Origin of the sequence: Dactylosporangium cerinum (assembly GCF_042653625.1) — a bacterium.
In the GTDB taxonomy this organism is placed as follows: domain Bacteria; phylum Actinomycetota; class Actinomycetes; order Mycobacteriales; family Micromonosporaceae; genus Dactylosporangium; species Dactylosporangium cerinum.
Map to the genome: position 1 here is coordinate 269,803 of NZ_JBHSIU010000028.1, position 22,215 is coordinate 292,017.

The 22,215-nt window shown below is 71.5% G+C and carries 22 protein-coding genes; 16 read left to right on the forward strand and 6 right to left on the reverse strand.

The window, feature by feature from the left end; genetic code table 11:
• Window positions 1-99 precede the first annotated feature (99 nt).
• Window positions 100-591, forward strand: a complete 492-nt coding sequence (locus ACFPIJ_RS23975) for a hypothetical protein (RefSeq protein ID WP_380117413.1) — start codon at window positions 100-102, stop codon at window positions 589-591.
• Between the two features lie 50 nt (window positions 592-641).
• On the opposite strand, the gene ACFPIJ_RS23980 is transcribed toward ACFPIJ_RS23975, so the two are convergent.
• The 4 genes from ACFPIJ_RS23980 to map form a co-directional block, all read right to left on the reverse strand.
• Window positions 642-2,843, reverse strand: coding sequence for a cutinase family protein (locus ACFPIJ_RS23980; protein ID WP_380117414.1), 2,202 nt, complete (start codon window positions 2,841-2,843; stop codon window positions 642-644).
• Window positions 2,844-2,871: 28 nt separating this feature from the next.
• Window positions 2,872-3,213 (reverse strand): hypothetical protein, encoded by a 342-nt coding sequence (locus ACFPIJ_RS23985; RefSeq protein ID WP_380117415.1) that lies wholly within the window; start codon window positions 3,211-3,213, stop codon window positions 2,872-2,874.
• Window positions 3,214-3,531: 318 nt separating this feature from the next.
• Window positions 3,532-4,194 carry a hypothetical protein gene (locus tag ACFPIJ_RS23990; RefSeq protein ID WP_380117416.1) on the reverse strand — a complete coding sequence of 221 codons (663 nt, stop codon included), beginning with the start codon at window positions 4,192-4,194 and terminating at the stop codon, window positions 3,532-3,534.
• 109 nt (window positions 4,195-4,303) lie between these two features.
• Window positions 4,304-5,074, reverse strand: coding sequence for a type I methionyl aminopeptidase (gene map, locus ACFPIJ_RS23995; protein WP_380117417.1), 771 nt, complete (start codon window positions 5,072-5,074; stop codon window positions 4,304-4,306).
• Between the two features lie 65 nt (window positions 5,075-5,139).
• On the opposite strand from map, the gene ACFPIJ_RS24000 reads away from it, so the two are divergent.
• From ACFPIJ_RS24000 to ACFPIJ_RS24010, 3 genes are all read left to right on the forward strand, one after another.
• Window positions 5,140-5,406, forward strand: coding sequence for a helix-turn-helix domain-containing protein (locus tag ACFPIJ_RS24000; protein WP_203848538.1), 267 nt, complete (start codon window positions 5,140-5,142; stop codon window positions 5,404-5,406).
• 90 nt (window positions 5,407-5,496) lie between these two features.
• Window positions 5,497-6,252 (forward strand): ABC transporter ATP-binding protein, encoded by a 756-nt coding sequence (locus ACFPIJ_RS24005; protein WP_380117418.1) that lies wholly within the window; start codon window positions 5,497-5,499, stop codon window positions 6,250-6,252.
• Window positions 6,237-7,973, forward strand: a complete 1,737-nt coding sequence (locus tag ACFPIJ_RS24010) for a hypothetical protein (RefSeq protein ID WP_380117419.1) — start codon at window positions 6,237-6,239, stop codon at window positions 7,971-7,973. The genes ACFPIJ_RS24005 and ACFPIJ_RS24010 overlap by 16 nt, the downstream gene beginning before the upstream one ends.
• Here ACFPIJ_RS24010 and ACFPIJ_RS24015 read toward each other — a convergent pair whose 3' ends face one another.
• On the reverse strand, window positions 7,974-8,720 hold the full coding sequence (locus ACFPIJ_RS24015) for a GntR family transcriptional regulator (RefSeq protein WP_380117420.1): 747 nt from the start codon (window positions 8,718-8,720) through the stop codon (window positions 7,974-7,976). It lies immediately after the preceding gene.
• Between the two features lie 182 nt (window positions 8,721-8,902).
• Here ACFPIJ_RS24015 and ACFPIJ_RS24020 point away from each other — a divergent pair, with 182 nt between their 5' ends.
• From ACFPIJ_RS24020 to ACFPIJ_RS24075, 12 genes are all read left to right on the forward strand, one after another.
• A complete protein-coding gene (locus tag ACFPIJ_RS24020; RefSeq protein ID WP_380117421.1) occupies window positions 8,903-9,835 on the forward strand; it encodes a phosphate/phosphite/phosphonate ABC transporter substrate-binding protein in 933 nt (310 codons plus the stop codon).
• 5 nt (window positions 9,836-9,840) lie between these two features.
• Window positions 9,841-10,620, forward strand: coding sequence for a phosphonate ABC transporter ATP-binding protein (gene phnC, locus ACFPIJ_RS24025; RefSeq protein ID WP_380117422.1), 780 nt, complete (start codon window positions 9,841-9,843; stop codon window positions 10,618-10,620).
• Complete coding sequence (gene phnE / locus ACFPIJ_RS24030) at window positions 10,617-12,305, forward strand: phosphonate ABC transporter, permease protein PhnE (protein WP_380117423.1); 1,689 nt, start codon at window positions 10,617-10,619, stop codon at window positions 12,303-12,305. Before phnC ends, phnE begins: the two co-directional genes overlap by 4 nt.
• Window positions 12,302-13,447, forward strand: a complete 1,146-nt coding sequence (locus ACFPIJ_RS24035) for a TIGR03364 family FAD-dependent oxidoreductase (RefSeq protein ID WP_380117424.1) — start codon at window positions 12,302-12,304, stop codon at window positions 13,445-13,447. The genes phnE and ACFPIJ_RS24035 overlap by 4 nt, the downstream gene beginning before the upstream one ends.
• Before the next feature lie 11 nt (window positions 13,448-13,458).
• Complete coding sequence (locus ACFPIJ_RS24040; RefSeq protein WP_380117425.1) at window positions 13,459-14,127, forward strand: HAD family hydrolase; 669 nt, start codon at window positions 13,459-13,461, stop codon at window positions 14,125-14,127.
• Window position 14,128: 1 nt separating this feature from the next.
• Window positions 14,129-15,166, forward strand: a complete 1,038-nt coding sequence (locus ACFPIJ_RS24045) for a zinc-binding dehydrogenase (RefSeq protein WP_380117426.1) — start codon at window positions 14,129-14,131, stop codon at window positions 15,164-15,166.
• An 83-nt stretch (window positions 15,167-15,249) separates the two neighbouring features.
• Window positions 15,250-15,762: a SigE family RNA polymerase sigma factor gene (locus ACFPIJ_RS24050; protein ID WP_380117427.1), complete on the forward strand. Its 513-nt coding sequence runs from the start codon at window positions 15,250-15,252 to the stop codon at window positions 15,760-15,762.
• A complete protein-coding gene (locus tag ACFPIJ_RS24055; protein ID WP_380117428.1) occupies window positions 15,759-17,150 on the forward strand; it encodes a hypothetical protein in 1,392 nt (463 codons plus the stop codon). The genes ACFPIJ_RS24050 and ACFPIJ_RS24055 overlap by 4 nt, the downstream gene beginning before the upstream one ends.
• Window positions 17,151-17,172: 22 nt before the next feature.
• A complete protein-coding gene (locus tag ACFPIJ_RS24060) occupies window positions 17,173-18,339 on the forward strand; it encodes a DUF6891 domain-containing protein (protein WP_380117429.1) in 1,167 nt (388 codons plus the stop codon).
• A gap of 112 nt (window positions 18,340-18,451) precedes the next feature.
• Complete coding sequence (locus ACFPIJ_RS24065; RefSeq protein ID WP_380117430.1) at window positions 18,452-19,063, forward strand: hypothetical protein; 612 nt, start codon at window positions 18,452-18,454, stop codon at window positions 19,061-19,063.
• A 40-nt stretch (window positions 19,064-19,103) separates the two neighbouring features.
• Window positions 19,104-19,712, forward strand: a complete 609-nt coding sequence (locus ACFPIJ_RS24070) for an RNA polymerase sigma factor (protein WP_380117431.1) — start codon at window positions 19,104-19,106, stop codon at window positions 19,710-19,712.
• Window positions 19,709-20,629: a CU044_5270 family protein gene (locus ACFPIJ_RS24075; protein WP_380117432.1), complete on the forward strand. Its 921-nt coding sequence runs from the start codon at window positions 19,709-19,711 to the stop codon at window positions 20,627-20,629. The genes ACFPIJ_RS24070 and ACFPIJ_RS24075 overlap by 4 nt, the downstream gene beginning before the upstream one ends.
• Window positions 20,630-20,675: 46 nt before the next feature.
• On the opposite strand, the gene argG is transcribed toward ACFPIJ_RS24075, so the two are convergent.
• The gene (argG, locus tag ACFPIJ_RS24080) at window positions 20,676-22,124 is read right to left on the reverse strand and encodes an argininosuccinate synthase (protein WP_380117433.1); all 1,449 of its coding nucleotides are present in this window, start codon (window positions 22,122-22,124) and stop codon (window positions 20,676-20,678) included.
• Window positions 22,125-22,215 lie beyond the last annotated feature (91 nt).

The following is a 22,215-nucleotide window of genomic DNA, read 5'->3' on the forward strand; positions in this document are numbered from 1 at the left end:
CCATGGTGAGAACGCTACGAGCAATTCAGGCCAGGTTCTGTCCTGATCTTTCGATCATGGCGTGTCAACCGCGACTGCCCTATGGGCGTCTATGTCCCTGTGAACATCAAGCGAGCCGTCGTGCTCCTGGCCGTGCTCCTGGCCGGCTGCGGCGATCCGATCGAACAGTCGGACGCGACCCGCTGGACCCCGCCGACCGTGGCGCCGTCAGGTCCACTGTGGTCGGAGAAGATCGACGTGAACCGGGAAACCGGGGCCCTGGCCGCTCCTGGGTTCAACGCCCTCATCGACACTTCCGCTCCCGGCTGGGCGCAGTCGCCGGACGGTGCGGTCGCCGAGCTGCTGGACCTGACCCGGGGCTTCGACGGGCCGGTCGACATCTACCTGCTGCAGGAAGGGGTGGACGGCAAGGACCCCGTCCTCACCGTGACCCTCACCAAGCTCGGCGACGATTCGATCATGGCGATCCGGTACCGCATCGCCTTGCGCCGCAGCGACGACGGGCGGTTCCGATTCGTGGAGGGCAAACGCACGCAGCGCTGCCACACCGGCCGCGGCCACCAGGACTTCAGCACCGAGCGCTGCTCCTGAATGGGGGCGTTGGTGGCCTGCAAAACAGGCCACCAACGCCAAGCGAATACCTAGCCGATACGCCGCTGGCGGCGGCGGGCGGCGAACAGGATCACGGCGCCCAGAAGCAGCAGGCTGACGCCGAACACCGCGATCATGCTGATGTTGCTGCCCGTGCGGCCGAGTTGCGTCGGTACGGCGGCCGGAACCGGAGACGCCGAGGGCGACGGTGAGCCACCGGACGGTGCTGGGCTGGCCGTCGGTGTCGCCTCCGCTCGGGGCGGCACGGTGACGCGGACGGTGTCCGATGTGCCGTACGCGTTGCTCGCGGCCACGGCGAACGTCGCCGCCGTGTTCGGCACGTTCGTGACCGTGATGCTGGACTTGTTGCCGGCCGCCTGGCCGATGAGGGCGCCGGCGCCGTCGTAGATCCGCCAGGCCTTGACCGTCCCGGCGCCGGAGCCCGGCGTCCAGGTGAGGGTCGCCGTGCGGTTCGTCGCGTCGACCTCGGTGACCTTCGCGGTGAGGGTCTTCGGGGCCGCCGGGCCCAGCTTGGCCAGGCCGGTCGCGTTGATGTGCATCGTCGCGATCGCGTTCGCCACGCCGCCGTCGGCGGAATGGATCCGCACCTGCGCCAGGCCTTCGAAGGCGCTGGGGTACGTGTGTTTCGCGGTCGGCGTGGTCGTCGTCGTGTCGATGGTGCCGTCGCCGTCGAAGTCCCACTCGTACTTCGTCAGCGTCGAGTCCGGGTCGTAGGACCGGGACGCGTCGAAGGCGACCTCCGTGCCGGGGGCGGCCCAGAACTCGTCCACCGCGAGCAGCGCGGTCGGGCGGGCCTTGATCTGCGTGATCGCGCCGATCAGCGCGGCCTGGGTGTCGCCGGAGTTGACCACGACCTTGCCCGAGGTCTGCTGGGCGAGCAGGGCGTACTGCGCGCTGAGGAAGTCCGGGACGACCGGGTACACGTTGACCGGGTCGATCTCCAGGGCTCTGGTGGCGACCTGCCCCACGGTCCAGCCGTTGGCGACGTCGGGGTCGTGGTAGCCGGCGTCGGTCAGCACCACGACCGCCTTGGTGGCGCCGGGCTTCCAGGAGAGCTCGTTGAAGGTGGTCATCAGCGCGGTCAGCAGGGCCTCGGGGGTGTCGCCGCCGCCCGCGGCGACGAGCGGCGCGAGCGCGGTCTGGAACGCGGCGATGTCGTTGCTCAGCGGGCTGCGGACCGCGGCGACGAAGGAGTCGCCCGCGTCGCGGTACTCGGTGAGCGCGACCCGGCCGCGCAGGGAGGTGATGGTCGTGGCGAGGGTGCGGGCGGACAGCCGCGCGGCCTCGATGTCGTCGGCCATCGAGCCGGTCGTGTCGATGACGATCGCGACGTCGAGCCCGGTGGTGCCGACGCCGATGACGAAGATGGACAGGTCGAAGTCGTCGCGGTGGCCCGGCAGGCGACCCGCCAGGGCCTCGGCCACCTCCTGCGCGGCCTCGTCGATGCCGTTGCCCTCCTTGGCGTAGTTCTCGTGCGTGGAGCCGATCAGGTCGGCGAGGTTGTTGTTGCAGACCAGATCGTCCCGGTCGCACCAGGAGCCGACCCGGTTCTCGATGTCGGCCGGCACGTAGGGCACGCGCGCCTCGAGGGAGCCGTTGTCGGTGAAGCAGCCGACGTTGCCGCGCCGCCACGGCGAGCGGGCGCCGCCGCGGCAGGCGGTGGGGAAGACGCCGATGCCCTCGGGCAGGTACAGCTTCGGGTCGCCGAACAGGCCGACGTAGGCGATCCGGTCGCGCAGGCTCCGGTCGAGTTCGGCGAGGGTGTTGCCGATGACGTGGGCGCCCTGGGAGTACCCGCCGAGGACGAACTGCTCGTCCTTGCAGCGGGCGGCGCGTTCGGTCAGGTAGGTGCGGGTCTCGGTGACGCCGCCGGCCACGCTCGCGTTGTACCTGCCGCCGAGGAATCCGGTCCAGGAGGCGTCGGCCTCCAGCAGGTTCTTGTACGACTGCAGCGAGCCTTTGACGCCGACGGCCTCGTACTGCTTGCCGCCGTGCGCCTCGGTGCCCACCTCGTAGGCGTTGAGCTTCACGTCGTCGTTGGTGCGCTTGTCGATCTGGCCGAAGAAGCGTTGCGCCTCGTCTTTGTTGAGTGCCTGGCCGGAGCCTCGGGCGAAGACGACGGTGACGTCGCCGCACGGTTTCGTGTCGTGTTCCGCGTGCGCGACGCCGCTCGTCGAAATGAGCGTGCCGGCAACTGTCAACGCCGATAATGCGGCGATCAATCTTCGCATCCGCTTGCTCCACAAACGTAGTAGGGAGTCATTCCGAAACGAGGAGAACGACCGTGAATTGCCGGTCCGGTGGTCCGGACGGGCCGACCACGGAAAGTGCGATGTGCAGGCCGTGCGCGCTGGTCCTCGCGGTGCACAGCGGGATCGGGCCGGTGCGGTTGGGCTTCGCCCGGCAGTCGCCGTCGAAGCCGGCGCTGGGCCAGCCCGCCTGCCCCATCAGGCCCTGGAGCTCGCCGGCCGTGGGCGTGGACGGCAGCCCCCATTGCCGGGAGCCGCCCGGGCACGGGTTGTCACCGCAGAACGGGCTGCGGCCCTGAACGCTCGATTCGACCAGGATCCAGGTGGACGGGGCCGGGAAGCTGTCGAGCACAGCGGATACCTGCCGGGCGCCGGGTGCGCGGCCCCAGCCCAACCACCAAAGAATGATCAGGACCAGTGGAATTGCACACCACGTCAGAATCTTTCTCACGTCGTGAGCTCCTCGTGGTCGGCGATGACAATGCATCGTCGAGGCAATGCCAACCGGCCACAATGGCCTGATCATTTGTGCCGGATGCCGTTCACGGGCGCCACGAAATGAACGTTTCTCTGCCGCACTCAGCCGATCATTCGAGGGAATCCGGCGACACGGTAGGCGTAATCGGTACAAACCAGCGCCGGTGGCGGCGGGTGATCACGCCGAGCGTGGTCACTCGAACGTGGTCGGCCTTTCGGGTGGTGTGTCGTGGCAGGAAGGCTGCCACCGGCCCGCAGCGCGACGGCGAGCAGCAGGGCGACGCTCGCCAGCCACGTCAACGGCACCGCCACCGCGTCGGGCCAGTGCGGCAGCGGCAACGCCGGCAGGTCCTCGCCGAAGACCGGCAGGGCCCAGCCCGTCAGCCGCCACACCGCCAACGCCGTCACCAGGCCGGCCACGCCGCTCGACGCTTACGTCGTCGGTCACGATCAGGCCCTGGCGGGCCAGCAGCGTCAGCACATCAGCCGGGGCCGAGGCGTTCAGCCACACCTCCGACCGCTCGGCGGTGCCGGCCTGCGTGGCGACCCGGTTCGCGTACTCCAGGTCGACCAGCGCACCCGCCGTCCCGATCCGGGGCAACGCCTGCGACGCCCCGGCAGCGAGCACCGGCAACGGATACGGCGCGTCCACCGGCTGGATCCAGGCCCCGTCCGGCAGCCCGCCCGGCGCGTCCACCGCCAGCCGCAGCCCATCCCGGACCGCCGCCAATTGCCCACCGCTGACCCGCCACCGCGACCCGGCACCGAGGTCCACCGCACCGAGCCGGCGCACCGTCAGCGTGAAGTGGGTGCTGGTCGGCGAGGTGCTGCGCGCCCGCAGGTGCAGCCCGACCAAGCGGCTCCCCCATCGCCCGCCGTCGATCACGCTCGCCGAGCACATTACCGGCGGGAGTCTTCTGCTGGCGTCCCGTGACCGTGCTGTATTCGGGACCGGGAGAAAGGCGTTACGCGGGCAGGGTGAGGATCTCGGCGCCGTCGGGGGTGATGGCGATCGTGTGCTCGCTGTGGGCAGTCCGGCAGCCCGTGGCGCTGCGCAGCGTCCAGCCGTCGGCGTCGGTGACGAGCTTGTTGGTGTCCGCCATGATCCACGGCTCCAGGGCGAGCAGCAGGCCGGGGCGCAGCTTGTAGCCGCGGCCGGGCCGGCCCGTGTTCGCCACGTGCGGGTCCTGGTGCATGGTCGTGCCGACGCCGTGGCCGCCGAACTCGGTGTTGATCGAGTAGCCCGCGTCGCTGAGGACCGTGCCGATGGCGTGGGAGATGTCGCCGATGCGGGCGCCGGGGCCGGCCGCGGCGATCCCGGCGCTCAGCGCGCGCTCGGTCACGTCGATCATCGCGACGCTCTCCGCCGGCTTGGCGGCGCCCACGATGAAGCTGATGGCGGAGTCGGCGACCACGCCGGCCAGGGAGACCGCGAGGTCCAGCGACAGCAGGTCGCCGTCGACCAGGGTGTAGTCGTGCGGCAGCCCGTGCAGCACGGCGTCGTTGACCGACGTGCAGATGTAGTGGCCGAACGGCCCGCGGCCGAAGGAGGGGGCGTAGTCGACGTAGCAGGACTGCGCCCCGGCCTCGACGATCATCTCGTGGGTCCACCGGTCGATGTCCAGCAGGTTCGTGCCGACCGTGGTGCGCTGCTTCATGGCCTGCAGGATGCCGGCGACCAGGGCGCCGGTGTTCCTCGCCCGGGGCAGGTCGGTGGGGTTCAGGATCTCGATCATGCGGCGCCTCACTCCTCCGGCCAATAAGTATCCCGGCCATATTATCCCGGTACTAGAATAGGGTCATGGTCAGGTTGCCGCTCAGTCCCGACGAGGTCGAACGCGGACAGCGCCTCGGCGCCCTCCTGCGCCGCGCCAGGGGAGACAGGTCCATGCTGCACACCGCGCTGAACGCCGGGGTCTCGCCGGAGACCCTCCGGAAGATCGAGTCCGGGCGCGTGGCCACCCCCGCCTTCCCGACCATCGCCGCGATCGCCGACGTCCTCGGCCTCTCCCTCGACGCCGTGTGGTCGGAGATCAACCAGCCGGACGAGGAGCGACTGGCGTCGTAAACCAAAACGGCAAGAGGGTGTAGGTAGCCCCACCCCGGCCGGGTATTCAGGGTCAATCTGCTCGGCTCGATAGGTTCGTACCGTCGACGCATGCAGACAGCACTGGAGCTTCGGGGACTCACCAAGCGGTTCGGCGACAAGGTCGCCGTCGACGGGATCGACCTCACCGTCCCGCAGGGATCGTTCTACGGGCTCGTCGGGCAGAACGGCGCCGGCAAGACCACCACCCTCTCCATGGCGGTCGGGCTGCTGCGCCCCGACGGCGGCACCGCGCAGATCTTCGGCGCCGACGTCTGGGCCGCACCCAACACGGCGAAGGCCCTCGTCGGGGTCCTGCCCGACGGGCTCGCGATGCCGGAACGGCTCACCGGGCGGGAGGTGCTCACGTACCTCGGCCTCCTGCGCGGCATGCCCAAGGACGTCGTCGCCCAGCGGGCGGCTGAACTCCTCGACGTGCTCGAGCTCGACACCGCCGAGAAGGCGCTGGTCATCGAGTACTCCACCGGCATGCGCAAGAAGATCGGCCTCGCGACCGCGCTGCTGCACGCGCCGCGGCTGCTGGTGCTCGACGAGCCGTTCGAGGCGGTGGACCCCGTCTCCGCGGCCACCATCAAGACGATCCTGCGCGGGTTCGTCGCCGGCGGCGGCTCCATCGTGCTGTCCAGCCACGTGATGGCCCTCGTCGAGCAGCTCTGCGACCACGTCGCCGTCGTCGACGCCGGCACCGTCGTCGCGGCCGGGCCGCTCGATCAGGTGCGCGGCACCAACACGCTGGAAGACACGTTCGTCGGGCTCGTCGGTGGGCAGGACAAGGGGATCAAGGAGCTGTCGTGGCTGTCGAAGTGACCATGGCGCAGATGAAGTTCGCCATTCTGCGGCACGCCTTCCGTGGGCAGCGCGCGCAGACCGCCGGCACCGGCGCCGTCCTCGGCGGCCTGCTCGCCGCGGGCACCGTGTACCTCGCCTTCACCGGGACCTTCGAGGTCCTGGCCGCCACCTACGCGGTCTGGCTGCTGGGCTGGGTGCTCGGGCCGGTCTTCATGGGCGGCGGCGACGAGACCGTGCGGCCCGAGTACTTCGCGCTGCTCGGCCTGCCCGCCCGCCGGCTCGCCACCGGGCTGCTGACGGCCGCGTTCGTCGGCGTCGCCCCGCTGGTCAGCCTCACCGCGCTGCTCGGCCTGCTGATCGTCGGGGTGCGAAACGGCAACGTGCTGCTGGCCGTACCGGCGATGCTGTTGCAGTTGGCAGTTTTTGTGCTGCTGTCCAAAGTCTGTGTCGCGCTGGTCGGGCTGGCGTTGCGGTCGCGGCTCGGCGCGATCGGGTCGGGGCTGGTCAACGGGCTGATCCTGGCCGCGCTCGGGCAGATCTGGGTGTTCTTCGTCGCGTTCGGCCAGACCGGGATTCCCTCGGCGGTGCGCTACCTGCCGTCGTCGTGGGGGCTGCTCGCCGCCCGCGGCTCGTGGTGGGCCCTGGCCGCCCTCTTCGTGCTGGTGCTGGTGCTGCTCGCGGCATGGGCCGCGCTGCTCGGCAAGCGGGCGACCCGTGTGTCCGGGCGATTTGCAAAACGGCGCATCACGGCCGTTTCTGCCAGTGGCGCCGTCGTTGCCAAGGAGCTGCGCACCTGGTCCCGCGACCTGGTCCGCAACCACCAGGCCGCGTTCGCCCTCGCCTACGGCGTCTGCTTCGCCGCCAGCCCGCTGCTCATCGGCTGGAACGGCATGCTGCCCTACGCCGGCCCGATCTTCGTGGTGATGGCCGCCGCGATGGCCTCCAACCTGTACGGCACCGACGGCACCGCCCTGTGGCTCACGGTGATGACGCCCGGCGCGAGCGACGTCCGGGGCCGCCAGCTCGCCTGGCTGTCGGTGCAGGCGCCGATCGCGATCGTGCTGAGCGTCGCGTTCACGTTTCTCGCCGACGGCCCGTGGCCGCTGATCCTGGCCCTGCTTGCTGCACTGCTCGGCGGCGCGGCCGGACTGATCCCGCTGGTGTCGGTGTACGCCCTCGTCCCCGGCACCGACCCGCACCGCCGCGCCGGCAACCCCTTGCGCACCAGCGAGGACGACGGCGGGCTGACCGGGCTCGCCTACCTGATGCTCGCCTCGGTCCTGGTCACCGGTGTACCGGCGGGGCTGACCGCGATCTCCTTCGGCTGGGCCGGGGTGCCGGTGGGCCTGCTCACGGGCGTCCTGTGCTGGTGGGGTTTCGGCCTCCTCGCCGAGCGGCGGCTGCGCTCGCACGGCCCGGAGCTGCTGGACACGATGCGCACCGGCCGCAAGCCGCAGACCCGCACGTCGTTCCGGACCGATCACCTCAGCAAGACCCAGAAGGCGATCACCGGCTGGTGCTTCGGCCTCGGCGCCATCCCGCTCGTCCCCCAGGGCATCCTGGCCACGGTCTTCGTCGCCAACGGCACCCTGCGCCACAGCTGGTTCCTGGCCACGTACCTGCCGGCCGGATGGCGCTACCCGGTGGCGGCCGGCTTCATCGCCCTGGGCCTGGCGATGTACGGCACTGGCCTGTGGCTGGTCCGCCCGAACCGCCCCAAGCTGGCGCCGTCCTGCTGATCAGTGCTTGGCGGTGAGGTGTGCCTCGAACCCGATCCGGTCGCCGCGGTAGAGCGACCGGACGCGTTCGATCGGGGTGCCTGACGGGTCGCGGCTGATCCGCAGCATGAGCAGCATCGGCAGGGCGGGGTTCGTCTGCAGGAGCAGGGCCTCGCGCGGGCTGGCCAGCGCGGTTTCGATCCGTTCGGTGGCCTCGGACCAGACGACGCCGAGCTCGTCCTGCATGTAGCGGTACAGGGAGCCGCTCGGGTCGAGCCCGTCCAGGAGGGTCGGGAACCGCGCTGCCGGCAGGTGCGTGGATTCCAGCCCGAGTGGCTCGCCGTCGGCGCGCAGCACCCGCTCCAGGTGCACGACCGGTGCGCCCGGCTCGATCTCGAGGGCCGCGGCCAGGTCGTCGTCGGCGGGGACCTCCTCCGCCGTGATGACGAGGCGCGACGGCTCGTGGCCCATGGCCCGCAGGGCCTCCGTGTAGCTCGCGAGGGACAGCGGGTGGATGAGCTTGGGCTCGGCGACGAAGGTCCCGCGTCCGCGGTGCGCGGCCAGCCGGCCCTCGATGACGAGCTCCGAGATCGCCTGGCGGACCGTGGAGCGGGCGACGCCGTAGTGCGTGGCGAGGTCCCGCTCCGGCGGCAGCGACGCGCCGACTCCGAGCTGGGCGATCTCGCCGAGGATCAGCGCCTTGACCGCGTAGTACTTCGGGACCCGGCCGTGATCGGGGATGCCGGAGCGATGCGAGGGGACCGACACGGCGCCACCCTACGGCATCCCGGCCTGCTCACGGCGGCCAGGACAGCCATGGATAACGAATTCATAACAGGTCCGAACCTTAGGTGGTCGTTCCCGCCGAACTACTGCGCGTTCCCGGCCCGTTCACCAACCCTCCCTACCTTGGCGACCGCTGACACGGGGTTCGCCAAGAAGGGTTGACCATGAAGATCTCCGCTCGAGTCGTGCTCGGTGCGGTCGCTGCCGTTGCGCTGCTGGCCGGCACGGCGGCGTGCTCCTCCGACGACACCGCCACCCCCACCGCGGCGGGCGCCTCCGCCGCGGCCGGCAAGTTCGCCAAGGACTCCGGCACGCTCGTGTTCGGCGTGGTGCCGGACACCGCCTCCACGCAGCAGAACTATCAACCGTTGCAGGACTACATCGCCAAGGTCTCCGGGCTCAAGGTCGAGTACCGGGAGTCGTCCGACTACGCCGCCCTCGTCGAGGCCGCGGTGTCCGGCAAGGTCGACATCGCCAGCTTCTCCGGCTTCACCTACGTCACGGCGAAGAACAACGGCGCCAAGATCACGCCGTTCGCCTCCATCATCACCAAGCAGGGCCAGGAGCCCGGGTACTACTCCGAGGCGATCGCCCCGGCCAACTCCTCGATCAGCAAGATCGAGGACTTCAAGGGCAAGAAGGTCTGCTTCGTCAGCCAGACCTCGACCTCCGGCTACCTGTACCCCAGCTACAACCTGCTCAAGGCGGGCATCGACCCGACCAAGGACGTCACGCCGGTCTTCGCCGGCAAGCACGACGCGTCGGCCCTCAAGGTGTCGCAGGGCAAGGAGTGCGAGGCCGGGTTCGCCGAGGACGTCGCCGTCGAGGCTCAGTCCGGCCTCAAGGTCATCGCGAAGACCTTCGTCGTCGGCGCGCCGATGACCCTCGCCGACGGACTGCCGGCCGACCTGAAGCAGAAGCTCGTCTCCGGCCTGCAGAACGTCACGATCGACCAGATCAAGGCGGCCGGCATCACCGGCGCGGACTCCGACAACTTCAAGAAGACCTTCTACGCGCTCGCGCCGGTCGACGACGCGAAGTACGACATCATCCGGGATCTGTGCAAGCAGACCAAAGCCGCGGCCTGCGGAAAGTAACGACAATGACGGTCAGCGACGCGCCCGTGATCGAGGCACACGGGCTCAGCAAGACCTTCGGGCAGGTCGCCGCGCTGCGGGACGTGTCGCTGACGGTCAGCCCCGGAGAAATCGTCGTCCTGCTCGGGCTCTCCGGCTCGGGCAAGACGACCCTCCTGCGCCACCTGAACGGACTCGAGACCCCGACGACCGGCCGGCTGCGCGTCCTCGGCGAGGACATGGCCGCCCTCCGCGGCGGCGAACTACGCCGGTTGCGCGGCCGGATCGGGATGGTGTTCCAGCAGTTCCACCTGGTCGGCCGGCTGACCGTGCTGGAGAACGTGCTCACCGGAGCCCTCGCCGGCCTGCGCGGCCCGCGCCTGGGCATCGCGTCATACCCGCGGGAGCACCGGCGGCGCGCCCTCACCCAGCTCGACCGGGTCGGGCTGCTGGACAAGAGCTACCAGCGGGCCGACACCCTCTCCGGCGGCCAGCAGCAACGCGTCGCCATCGCCCGGGCCCTGATGCAGCAGCCGGAGATCCTGCTCGCCGACGAGCCCGTCGCGTCGCTCGACCCGGAGTCCAGCGACCAGGTGATGTCGCTGCTGCAGGAGATCGCCGCCGAGCGGCAGCTGACCGTGATCTGCAGCCTGCACCAGGTGGAGATCGCCCTGGCCTGGGGGCGGCGCATCGTCGGCATGCGCAGCGGCAGCATCGTGCTCGACACGCCCGCGGCCGCTCTCACCCGCGAGGCGGCCATGCGGATCTACGGCCGGATCGCCGCATCACTGGCGGAGGCCAAATGAGCACGGACGTCGACCTGGAGCGGCTCGTCAAGCGCCCCGGGCCGCCGGCCTCGACCGTGGTCGCGGGCGGCCTGCTGGTGGCGCTGCTGACGTTCGCGGTCTGGTCCCTGATCCAGGTCGGCTTCACCGTCGAAACGTTCACCGAGAGCGCCGGCAAGGTCGGCCCGTTCCTCGACCGCATGCTCCCGCTGGAGTTCCCACCGGCCGCCGAGCTCCTCCGCTCGATCGGCGTCACCCTCGGCGTGGTGCTGTGCGGCACCGTGCTCTCCGCCGTGCTGTCGGTGCCGATCGCCTACATCTCGGCCCGCAACACCAGCCCGCACCGCTGGCTGGTCCCGGTCGGCCGCTCGATCGGCGTCGTCGCCCGCGCCGTCCCGGACGTCGTGCTGGCCATGCTCTTCGTGCTGCTGTTCGCCCTGGGCTCACTGCCCGGCATCCTCGCGATCGCCCTGCACTCGATCGGCATGATCTCGAAGCTCTTCGCCGACGCCATCGAGCAGATCGACGAAGGGCCGCGCCACGCGATCCGCTCCACCGGCGCCTCGCCGGCCCAGGAATTCTGGTCCGGCGTCTTCCCGCAGGTGCTGCCCTCCTGGATCGCCACCACCCTGCACCGCGGCGACATCAACCTGCGCGGTTCCGTGCTGCTCGGGTACGCCGGCATCATCGGCCTCGGCTACGACCTGCGCCTGGCGTTGGAGTCGTTGAACTACCACCTTGCCATGGCACTGGCACTGGTCATCTTCGGGTTGTGCGTGCTGTTCGAGATCGCCTCCACCGTGATCCGGGCCCAGCTGCTGGGGGTCGCGCCGTCCGGCGGCAGCCTCGGGTCCCGGCTCGCGCGGCGGCTGCCACCCGGAACCGCATCGCCCATGGGTTCCTTCGAGGGCGGGGTGGACGCGGCCATGCGCCGCCCCTGGACCCCGGACCGGATCAAGTCCACGGCGGCGATCATCGTCGCGGCGATCGTCGTCGTGGCCGCGGTCATCGGCTCCGAGGCGAAGTGGCTCGACCTGTTCAGCTTCTGGTCCCAGATCCCCTTCCTCCTCGACCGGACCTGGCCGCCGTCGATCGAACCCCGCACCTGGACGAACGTCTTCGACGCCCTGCTGGTCACGCTGGAGATCGCGGCGGCGGCCACCCTGCTGAGCCTGGCCGTCTCGCTGCTCATCGGGCCCCTCGCCGCCCGCAACGCCGCCCCCAACCGGCCGGTGCGGCTGGCCGCCCGCCTGCTGCTGCTGGTGATCCGCTCGATCCCGGAACTCATCCTGGCCATCGTCCTGATCATCATCACCGGGCTGGGCCCGCAGGCCGGCACGCTCGCGCTCGCGGTCGTCGGGGTCGGGCTGCTCGGCAAGCTCATCGCCGACTCCCTCGAAGAGGCCCCGCCCGGTCCGCAGCTCGCCGTCCACTCCGTCGGCGGCACCCGGACCCAGGTGTTCTTCTCAGCGACCGCACGGCTCAGCGTGCCCGCCCTGGTCGGCCACACCCTGTACCTCTTCGACTCCAACATCCGCTCCGCGACGGTGCTGGGCATCGTCGCGGCCGGCGGCATCGGCTACTACCTGATCGACGCCACCCGGGTCTCGCGCTACGACCAGGTCACCGCGTTCGTCATCGTCCTGGTCACCGCCGTGGTGGTCGTCGAGGGCATCTCCGCCGTCGTCCGCCGGGCGCTGCGGTGACCGCCGGGTTCGACCTCGCCGTCGTCGGCGCCGGCATCGTCGGCCTCGGTCACGCCGCCGCCGCACGGGAGCGCGGGCTGCGGGTCGTCGTCGTCGACCGGGCCGCCGCGATCACCGGCGCCAGCGTGCGCAACTTCGGGCACATCTGCGTCACGGCCCAGACCGGTCAGGCCCGGCAGTACGCCGAACGGGCCCGCGAACTGTGGCTGCGATACGCCCAGCGGGCCGGCTTCTGGGCCGGCGAGTCCGGCACCGTGATCGTGGCCCGGGCCGCCGACGAGCTGGCCGTCATCGAGGAGTGGAGCCGGACCGAGCCGGGAATGACCCTGATCGGCGCCGACGAGGTGGCCGGCTGGGCGCCGGTGGCCGGTGCCACCGGCGGCGCCCTGCTGCCCCGGGACCTGCAGGTCGACCCGCGCCAGGCCGCCCCGGCGCTGGCCCGGCACCTGGCCGCCGCCGGGGTCGAGTTCCGCTGGCGGACCTCGGCGCTCGGGGTCGACGGCGGGATCCTGCACACCTCCCGCGGCCCGATCCGCGCCGACGCGGTCGTCGTCGCGGTCGGCCACGACGTCGACCAGCTCTACCCGGACGTCGCCGAGCAGGCCGGCGTCCTGCGGTGCGGGCTGGACATGCTCCTGATCGAGCCGGCGGCCCTCCCGGCGCCGCTGCGCGCCCCGGTCCTGACCGGCTGGTCCCTGCTGCGGTACTCAGCCAGCAACGCGACCACGGCCGCCGCGGCCCTGCGGGAACGGCTCGCCACCGACCACCCCGAGCTGTACGCGCTCGACCTCAACCAGATGTACACCCAGCGACCCGACGGCACCGTCATCGCCGGCGACACCCACTACCGCAGCCTCGCCGTGCCCCCGTTCCAGGCGGAGTCGTCCTTCACCGCGCTGGCCGACATCACCCGCGAGCTCTTCGGGCTGGAGCGGCTGCCGATCCGCGAACGGTGGCAGGGCACGTACGCGTCGGCGCCGGAGGAGTTCCTCATCGCGGCACCGGCCGACGGGCTGCGGGTCGTGTCGGTCACCACCGGCATCGGGATGACCACCGGCCTCGGCCTGGGCGAGGCAGTGGTCAACGACCTCTTCGGTTCTTTTGGGGCGCGGCCTGTCGGCCGCGCGCTCCGCACAGTGTGAAAGGGAACGACATGCGATTCGAGACTGTGGTGCTGGACCTCGCCGGGACGCTCGTGGTGGACGACGGCCTGGTCGAGGAGGGCTTCGCGCGGGCGTACGACCGGGTGCTGCCCGGCGACCCGGGCCGGTCGGCCGCCCTCGAGCACGTGCGGGTGACCATGGGCCAGTCCAAGATCGAGGTGTTCCGCGCCCTCGCCGACGAGACGACGGCGCAGCAACTCAACAGCGCCTTCGAGGCCGCGTACGCCGAACTCGTCGACGAGGGCCGGTGCGCGCCCATCCCCGGTGCCGAGAAGACCCTGCAGGAGCTGCGCGAGCGCGGGCTGGCCGTCGTCTTCACCACCGGCTTCGGCCGCGCCACCGCCGACGCGATCGTCGACACCCTCCACTGGCAGGAGCTCGCCGACGCGGTCCTCACCCCGGCCGACGCCGGCCGCGGCCGCCCGGCACCCGACCTGGCACTGACCGCGCTGCTGCGCACCCGGACCAGCTCCGTCGGCGCGCTCGTCGTGGTCGGCGACACCGAGTCCGACGCCGGCTGCGGTGTCGCCGCCGGCGCGGGGCTCGTCGTCGGCGTCCTGACCGGCGGCCGGCCCGAGTCGGCGCTGCGGGCCGCCGGCGCCCACGACGTGATCGCCAGCGTCGTCGAACTGCCCGCACTGCTCGACGCGCGGGGCTGACGTGGGCGGCGACGGAGTGCGGTACGCCCGCTGGGACGGCGCCGGCACGCCGTTCCGGATCGTCACCACGGACCGGCCCGCGGACCTCGCCGCCGGTGCGGTGCTGGTCGAGATCGAGCTGGCCACGATCTGCGGCAGCGACCTGCACACCGTCGCCGGTCACCGGCCCACCTCGACGCCGACCGTCCTCGGCCACGAACAGGTCGGCCGCGTTGTCGCGACCGGCGCCGGCGCTGTTGTGTGCCCGGGCGACCGGGTCGTCTGGTCAGTGACCGTCGCCTGCGGCGACTGCGCCCGCTGCACCCGCGGCCTGGAGCAGAAGTGCCTGCGGCTGCGCAAGTTCGGCCACGAACCGATCACCGCCGGCTGGACCCTCAGCGGCGGCTTCGCCACCCACGCGGTGCTGCCGCCCGGCACCACGATCGTCCCGGTCCCCGAGGACCTGCCCGACGTCGTGGCCGCGCCCGCCTCCTGCGCGACCGCCACCGTCGCCGCCGTGCTGGACGCCGCACCGGCGCTGGCGGGCCGGCGGGTCCTCATCACCGGGGCCGGGCTGCTCGGCGTCACCGCCACGGCGATGGCCGCCGCGGCGGGCGCCGAGGTCACCGTCTGCGACCCGGACCCGGCCCGCCGGCTCCAGGCCCGGAACTTCGGCGCTTCGCATCTGGTCACCCCGGACGAGCTGCCGACCGGCGTCGACGTCGCGGTCGAACTCTCCGGGTCCACCGCCGCCGTCGCGGGGTGCCTGGCCGCGCTCGACATCGGCGGCCATGCCGTCCTGGCCGGCACGGTCTCGCCCGGACCGGCGGTCGCCCTCGATCCGGAGCGACTCGTGCGGGGCCTGCTGACCGTGGCCGGCGTCCACAACTACCGGCCGGACCACCTGACCCGGGCGGTCGCCTTCCTGGCCGGTCACCACCACCGGTTCCCGTTCGCCGACCTCGTCGGGGAACGTTTCGGCCTGACCGACATCGAGCGCGCGATCGCAGCGGCCGGCCGCACCCCCGCCCTGCGCCAGGCAATCGACCCCCGCCGCTGACCACGTCGGTGTTCGAGCGAACTTCCAACCTCGCAGGCCCTTGGGGGCATGTACACCGGTAGGGCCGGTCGGGAAGGAGTCGCGTGGTCGACGAAGAGGGATTCCGGGAGTTCGTGCAGGCGCGGCTGCCGCGGCTGTCCCGGGCCGCGTACCTGCTCGCCGGTGGGCACGCGCAGGCCGAGGACCTCCTCCAGGCCGCGCTGATCAAGGCGGCCCTGCACTGGCCGAAGGTCTCCGCCGCCGGGGACCCCGAAGCGTACATCCGCAAGATCCTCTACCACGAGCACGTGCGGACCTGGCGGCGGCGCAGGCATCTCGAGCACACCACCGACGTCCTGCCTGAAAAGGCGAGCGGGGACGAGACGGACCGGGCGGTGCTGCGGCTCGTCCTCGAGCAGGCACTGGCGAAGCTGACCCCGAAACAGCGGGCGGTGGTCGTGCTGCGGTACTTCGAGGACCTGTCCGAAGCGGTGACGGCGCAGGTGATGGGTACCTCCGTCGGCACGGTCAAGAGCCAGACCAACCATGCGCTGTCCCGGCTGCGGACCCTCGCCCCGGAACTCGCCGAACTCGTGGAGATGGAGGTGCGGTCGTGAGGCGGCTGGCCGAGACGCTGGAAGACATCGCCGGGCAGGCGAAGCTGTACGACGTCACCTCCGCCGCCGTCCGCGGGGCGAACCGGCGCCGGCGGGCCCGCACCCTCGCGGCCTCCGCGTTGAGTGTGCTCGTGGTGAGCTGTGTGCTCGTGAACGTGGTGACGCTGCTGGGCCTCGACGGTGGGATCGGGCGGCCGGACCTCGGGCCCGGGCGGCAGAACGGTGAGCCGCCGGCGCTGGTGCGGCCGCTGCTCGACTCGCCGGCCCGCGGGTCCCTCGCCGGTGACATCAACCTGCAGAAGGACGTGCTGGACCGGATCATCGCGGATCCCGATGCGTACGGGCTGCCCGGCGACCGGGCCAAGCTGCGGGTGCTGTTCGCCGGGGACCTGTTCGGCAACCGGCGGCTCGTGGTCGTCGCCGGTGCCACGGGTGTGCCCCGGCTGGTCAACCTGACGGGCGGCGCCGGGGCGTCGGCGAAGAGCCTGAAGCTGACCGGGTGGTCCGACGTGGAGGGGCCGGTGGTCCGGGACGACTGGCGCAGCAACAACCGGGGTGACGACGGGTATGTGTTGGTGCTCGGGCCGGCCGGGTACGACGTGTCGGTGTCGGACTCGCCGCGGTACCTGGCCGACGGCACGATCAAGCGCGACTGGAAAGCCGAGCCGGCAGGATACGTGGCCCGCGACACCAAGGCGTTGCCGAACGGGCTGCGGGTGCGCATCAGCCGGGACGCGACCGTGCTCTACGAGGGTGCCGTCGCCTCGCCGGGCACGGCGCGGCGTGGGGCCGTCGACGTGAACCCCCTGCACGGGCGCGGCAAGCCCGCCCCACGGGCCGCGGAGGGTGCCGCCGACGCGCTCGCCTACAGCACCGGGCTGACCGGGCCCGACATCCGGTACGTGGTGCTGTGGAGCGACGACTTCTGGGTCGAGGACCCGAACAAGGTCGGCACCGGCATGGGCCAGATCGCGACCGTGATGGCGCTGACCCCGGATGGCGGCGGGCCGTACATCACGCTCGCCACCGACGCGAGCCCGGAGCCGAACTCGCGCACCCACCCGAACGCCGCGGGCGTGATCGGCGACCCGGAGAAGGCGCTCCTCGTCATGCGGTTGCCGCACTTCACCCAGGATCCGCTCGACACGCTGCAGATCGTCGCGCCACCGGCCGCGGTCCGCGTCGAGTTCGTCCGCCAAGGCGACGGCGCCGTCCTGGCGACCACGCCGCTGACCAACGGCGTCGGGCGGCTCGAGCTGCCCGCGCCGGTCGAGGGCACGGTCCGCGCGTTCGACGCGAAGGGCGCCGTCGTGGCCGAGCGCGCCTACACCGACGCTTTCACCTACGGCGACTCCAGCAACGTCGAACCCCAGGTGCGGGGCTGGTGATCGACGGCCTACCGTGCGGGGCATGGTGACGCACGAGGTCGAGCTGGACGCGGCGGGGTTCATCCGCACGCAGGTGGCGTGGGGCAAGCGTGACTGCGCGACGATCGTCGCGGACACCGTCGAGTTCCTGCACGGCTACGGCGATCCCGACGAGCTGCGGGCGCTCGCGTGGCGGCTGGTCGGGCCGCGCTTCGCCGAGCACCTGGAGGCGCAGGCGACCTGGCCGGAGCGCACCGACAGCGACCGGCTCACCGACGCGTTCCGGGCGCTCGACGCGGCGGGGATCGTGGCGCGGGAGGACTTCGCCTGCTGCCAGAACTGCGGCGCGAGCGAGATCGGCGCCGAGGTGATCGAGGCGGCGCCGGCCCGCGGCTACGTGTTCTACCACAACCAGGACGCCGAGCGAGCGGCCGAGGGCGGGAGCCTGTGGCTCGCCTATGGCCTCTTCGACCCGTCCGGTGACCCGGTCGCTGTCGGTGCGGAGGTGGTGGCCGCGGTACGGGCCCAGGGCCTGCACGTGGACTGGGACGGCACCGCCGGCCAGCGCATCCACGTCCGGCTCACCTGGGCGCGGCGCCGCATCGGGCGGCTGGCCGCGTACATGACCGGGCTCGCGGGCACCGACGTCGCCGTCGAGGTGACCAAGGGCCGGCTCCGACTCCCGCCGGCGATGGACGTCGCCGTGGTGACGCAACTCCTCCTGCCGTGGCTGCCCGAGGGAGTGAAGGTAAAAGTCGGCGCGCTGGTCGTACACCGGGAACACCACCGGCTCGTGAGCGACGACGGCAGGGCGGTCGGCCGCTTCGACGGGCTGCGGCTCATCCGGGGTGAGGAAGCAACGGCCGGTGAGGAGCCGGGGCTGCTCGACGTGACCTACGAGTACCTGCCGACCGGAGCCTCGGAGAGCGCGAGCCGCCCGATGGTGCTGCCCGAGCTGCTCGACGTGGTGCGGCGGCTGCCGACGCGCACCAACTCGTGGCTGTCGGCGATCAGCGGCACCGGCGGCATCGTGCAGATGCGGTGGGAGGACGGGCGGCTGTGGCTGGAGACCCCGCACCCGGACGACGGCACCGCGACCGGCAAGCACGCCGGCCTGGACGAGGCGGAGCGCATGCTCACGATCCTGGCCACCGAGGACCGGGTGGCGATCGCCGAGCTCGACGGGGTGACCACCCAACGCTGGCGGTGACGCCCGGTTCACCGCCCGCGTGTCGAGGTCATGACATCGGTGCTGGTGAACGGGGTCCCGGCGGCCGGCGTGCCCATGGGTGTCCGCAAAACACACATGGGAGGTCAGTGTCATGGGAATCGGTAGAGGTCTTGCCCTGCTGACGGTCGGTGCGGTCGCGGGGGCCGCGGCGATCGCCGGGTTCGGTGCCGTCAACGGGGACATCGCGTTCGACAAGGTCGGCGACTACACGTCCACCGGCAAGAAGGCCGAGGTCGTGAAGTTCAAGCTGGCGCCGAGTTCGGAGCAGCTCGCCAAGTGCCTGCCGAAGGTCAAGGTCGACGTCAGCGTGACCCTGGAGACCGACGTGAAGGGCTTCGACGTCGTCGACGTCCGCGTCACCGGCGGGCCGGCGAACACGGCGTTCACCGTGTTCCTGCTGGAGGTCCCGGCGGCGCCGTTCGGTGCGGCCGAGTACATCGGCGACGTCTTCACCGACAAGTACGGCAAGGGCCGCACCGAGCTGCGGGTCATCGCCGAGGAGGCGTTCTCCTCGACCCTCGTTGGCAAGGAACGGGTCCGCAAGGAGCTCGGCCACATGGGCATGTGGTTCGCCGAGCCGACCGGCGACGACTTCTGCCTCGGCGCCGGAAACGGCGCGGTCACCCCGTTCGACGGCGACAACGAGGCCGGCGTGCAGGTCTTCAACTCCGCGCCCAGCCTGCCGAAGGCACCCCTGCCGTAAAAAATCGGGAACTCCGGCGCCGTGGCGGACAGTACAAGGCGTGGAACTGCCAACACGGGGACAGCTGCGCGCCGGTGAGCCGGTGGCCTTCGGGCTGTTGTTCGACGCGTACGCCGGCGCGGTGTATCAGCACGCGGTCCGCCGGACCGGGGACTGGGTCGCGGCCGAGGAGGCCGTGTCGCTGACGTTCCTCGAGGCCTGGCGGTTACGGGAGCGGCTGCTGCCCGAGGGTGGCAGCTGCCTGCCGTGGCTGCTCGGGATCGCCACGAACGTGCTGCGCAACCTGTCGCGGGCGGCGCGCCGGCACCGGGAGGCGTTGCAGCGGCTGCCACCCCGGCCCAGCGTGCCGGACTTCGCGGACGACCTGGTCGCTCGGATGCACGACGCGTCCCGGCTGGCGGCCGCGCGCCGGGCGCTGGCGAAGCTGCGCAGCGCCGAGCGGGACGTGTTCATGCTGTGCGTCTGGAGCGGCCTGGACTACGCGGCGGCGGCCGAGGCGCTCGGGGTGCCGGTCGGCACCGTCCGGTCGCGGCTGTCCCGGTCGCGGGAGAAGCTCCGGAAACTCGTCGACGCCGACGTGGAACTCGGCGTCGGGGACGGACAGGTTCAGGACGACCGCATCACGTCTCTCAAGGAGCCGCGCCGATGAACGACCTCGACCTCTCCCGGTTGCTGCCCGCGCCGGCGACGCCCGACCTGCCGGCCGACCGGCAGCAGCTCCTGAAAGACCACCTGCTGCGGGAGATCCGTGCGGTCAAACCCGTGCGGCGGCGCCGGCTGGTCCTGGTGGCGGCGGCCGTGGCCGTCGTGGCGGTGGCAGCGGCGGTGGTCGCGTTCCGGGCCACGCCCGAGACCCGGCCCGCCCTGGTCGTGGCGGTCCAGGAGGGCGACGCCGGCGCGGTCCAGCAACTGCTGGACCGGATCGCGCTCGCCGCGGCGGCGCAGTCGCCGGTGAGCGTCGCGCCGGGGCAGTTCCTCTACATCAAGAGCACAGTGGCGTTCGCGGAGTTCGGCGGAAAGCACGTCCGGATGGAACCGCTGCACGACCGGCAGATCTGGCTGTCGCAGGACCCGAAGCAGCCCGGCCTGCTGAAGGAGCGCGGCAGGACGATCACGCTCGACGCCGGCGGCCGGACGAACGAGGAGCTCGTCGGCAACCTGCCGGCCGACCCGGCCGCGCTGCTGGCCAAGGCCTACGCGGACACGCAGGGCCAGGGCAACGGCCCGGACCAGGAGGCGTTCGTCTACGTCGGTGACCACCTGTTCGAGTCGCTGCCCAGCCCGGCGGTGAGCGCCGCGCTGTATCGGGCGGCCGCGCTGATCCCCGGCGTGGTGACGATCGACGACGCGGCCGACGCGATCGGCCGGCACGGGATCGCGGTGGCCCGGACCGACGAGGTGGACGGTATCCGGCACGAATGGATCTTCGATCGGGAGACGTTCGCCTATCTCGGGCAGCGGGAGTACGCGGTGCGCGACGGGAACGGCATGACGGCCGGCACGGTCATCGGCATCACCGCAGTGCTGCAGCGTGCCGTCGTCGACCGGGCCGGCCGGACCCCGTAGAGCGTCAGCCGGATGCCGTACCGCATCCGGCTGACCCCCTGAAGCGTCAGTCGGTGCCCGCCTCCATGGCGGCGTTGTCGAGCAGCTCGTCGCCGGTGGCGACCTGGCCGCGGGAGGCGATCGCCTCGGCGCCGCCCTCGGGCATCGTGCCGATCAGCTGGGTGGACTGCTCCGGGGCGGCGACGAGCTGCCGGTGCTGGCTGCTGCCGACGATGCCGATCCGCGCGTACTGCTCCAGCTTGGCGCGCGAGTCGGCGATGTCGAGGTTGCGCATGGTCAGCTGGCCGATCCGGTCGAGCGGGCCGAAGGCGGAGTCCTCGGTGCGCTCCATCGACAGCTTGTCCGGGTGGTAGCTCAGCGCGGGGCCGGACGTGTTGAGCACCGAGTAGTCCTCGCCGCGCCGCAGCCGCAGGGTCACCTCGCCGGTGATGGCCGAACCGACCCACCGCTGCAGCGACTCGCGCAGCATCAGGGCCTGCGGGTCCAGCCAGCGGCCCTCGTACAGCAGCCGACCCAGCCGGCGGCCCTCGTTGTGGTACGCGGCGACGGTGTCCTCGTTGTGGATCGCGTTGACGAGCCGCTCGTACGCGGTGTGCAGCAGCGCCATGCCCGGCGCCTCGTAGATGCCGCGGCTCTTCGCCTCGATGATCCGGTTCTCGATCTGGTCGGACATGCCCAGCCCGTGCCGGCCGCCGATGGCGTTGGCCTCCAGGACCAGGTCGACGGCGGAGCCGAACTCCTTGCCGTTGATCGTGACGGGGCGGCCCTGCTCGAACCCGACCGTGACGTCCTCGGTGGAGATCTCCACGGCGGGGTCCCAGAACCGCACACCCATGATCGGCTCGACGATCTCGATGCCGGTGTCCAGGCGCTCCAGGGTCTTCGCCTCGTGCGTGGCGCCCCAGATGTTGGCGTCGGTGGAATACGCCTTCTCGGTGCTGTCCCGGTAGGGCAGCCCGTGCGCGAGCAGCCACTCGGACATCTCCTTGCGGCCACCGAGCTCGGTGACGAAGGCCGAGTCCAGCCACGGCTTGTAGATGCGCAGCGACGGGTTGGCGAGCAGCCCGTAGCGGTAGAAGCGCTCGATGTCGTTGCCCTTGAAGGTGGAGCCGTCGCCCCAGACCTGCACGCCGTCCTCGAGCATCGCGTGCACCAGCAGGGTGCCGGTGACGGCCCGGCCGAGCGGCGTGGTGTTGAAGTAGCCGCGGCCGCCGGAGCGGATGTGGAACGCGCCGCAGGCCAGGGCCGCGAGCCCTTCCTCGACCAGCGCGGCCCGGCAGTCGACCAGGCGGGCGATCTCGGCGCCGTACGCGCCGGCGCGGCCGGGGACCGAGGCGATGTCGGGCTCGTCGTACTGCCCGATGTCAGCGGTGTAGGTGCAGGGCACCGCGCCCTTCTCGCGCATCCACGCGACAGCTACCGACGTGTCCAGGCCACCGGAGAAGGCGATTCCGACACGTTCACCGACGGGCAGGGAGGTGAGCACCTTGGACATGCCGAAAGTATATGCATCCCACTGCATGATGATGCAAGTTTACGTGATCGGCACCTCAGGGCGGTGACGGCCGTCACACCGTGTCACGTCC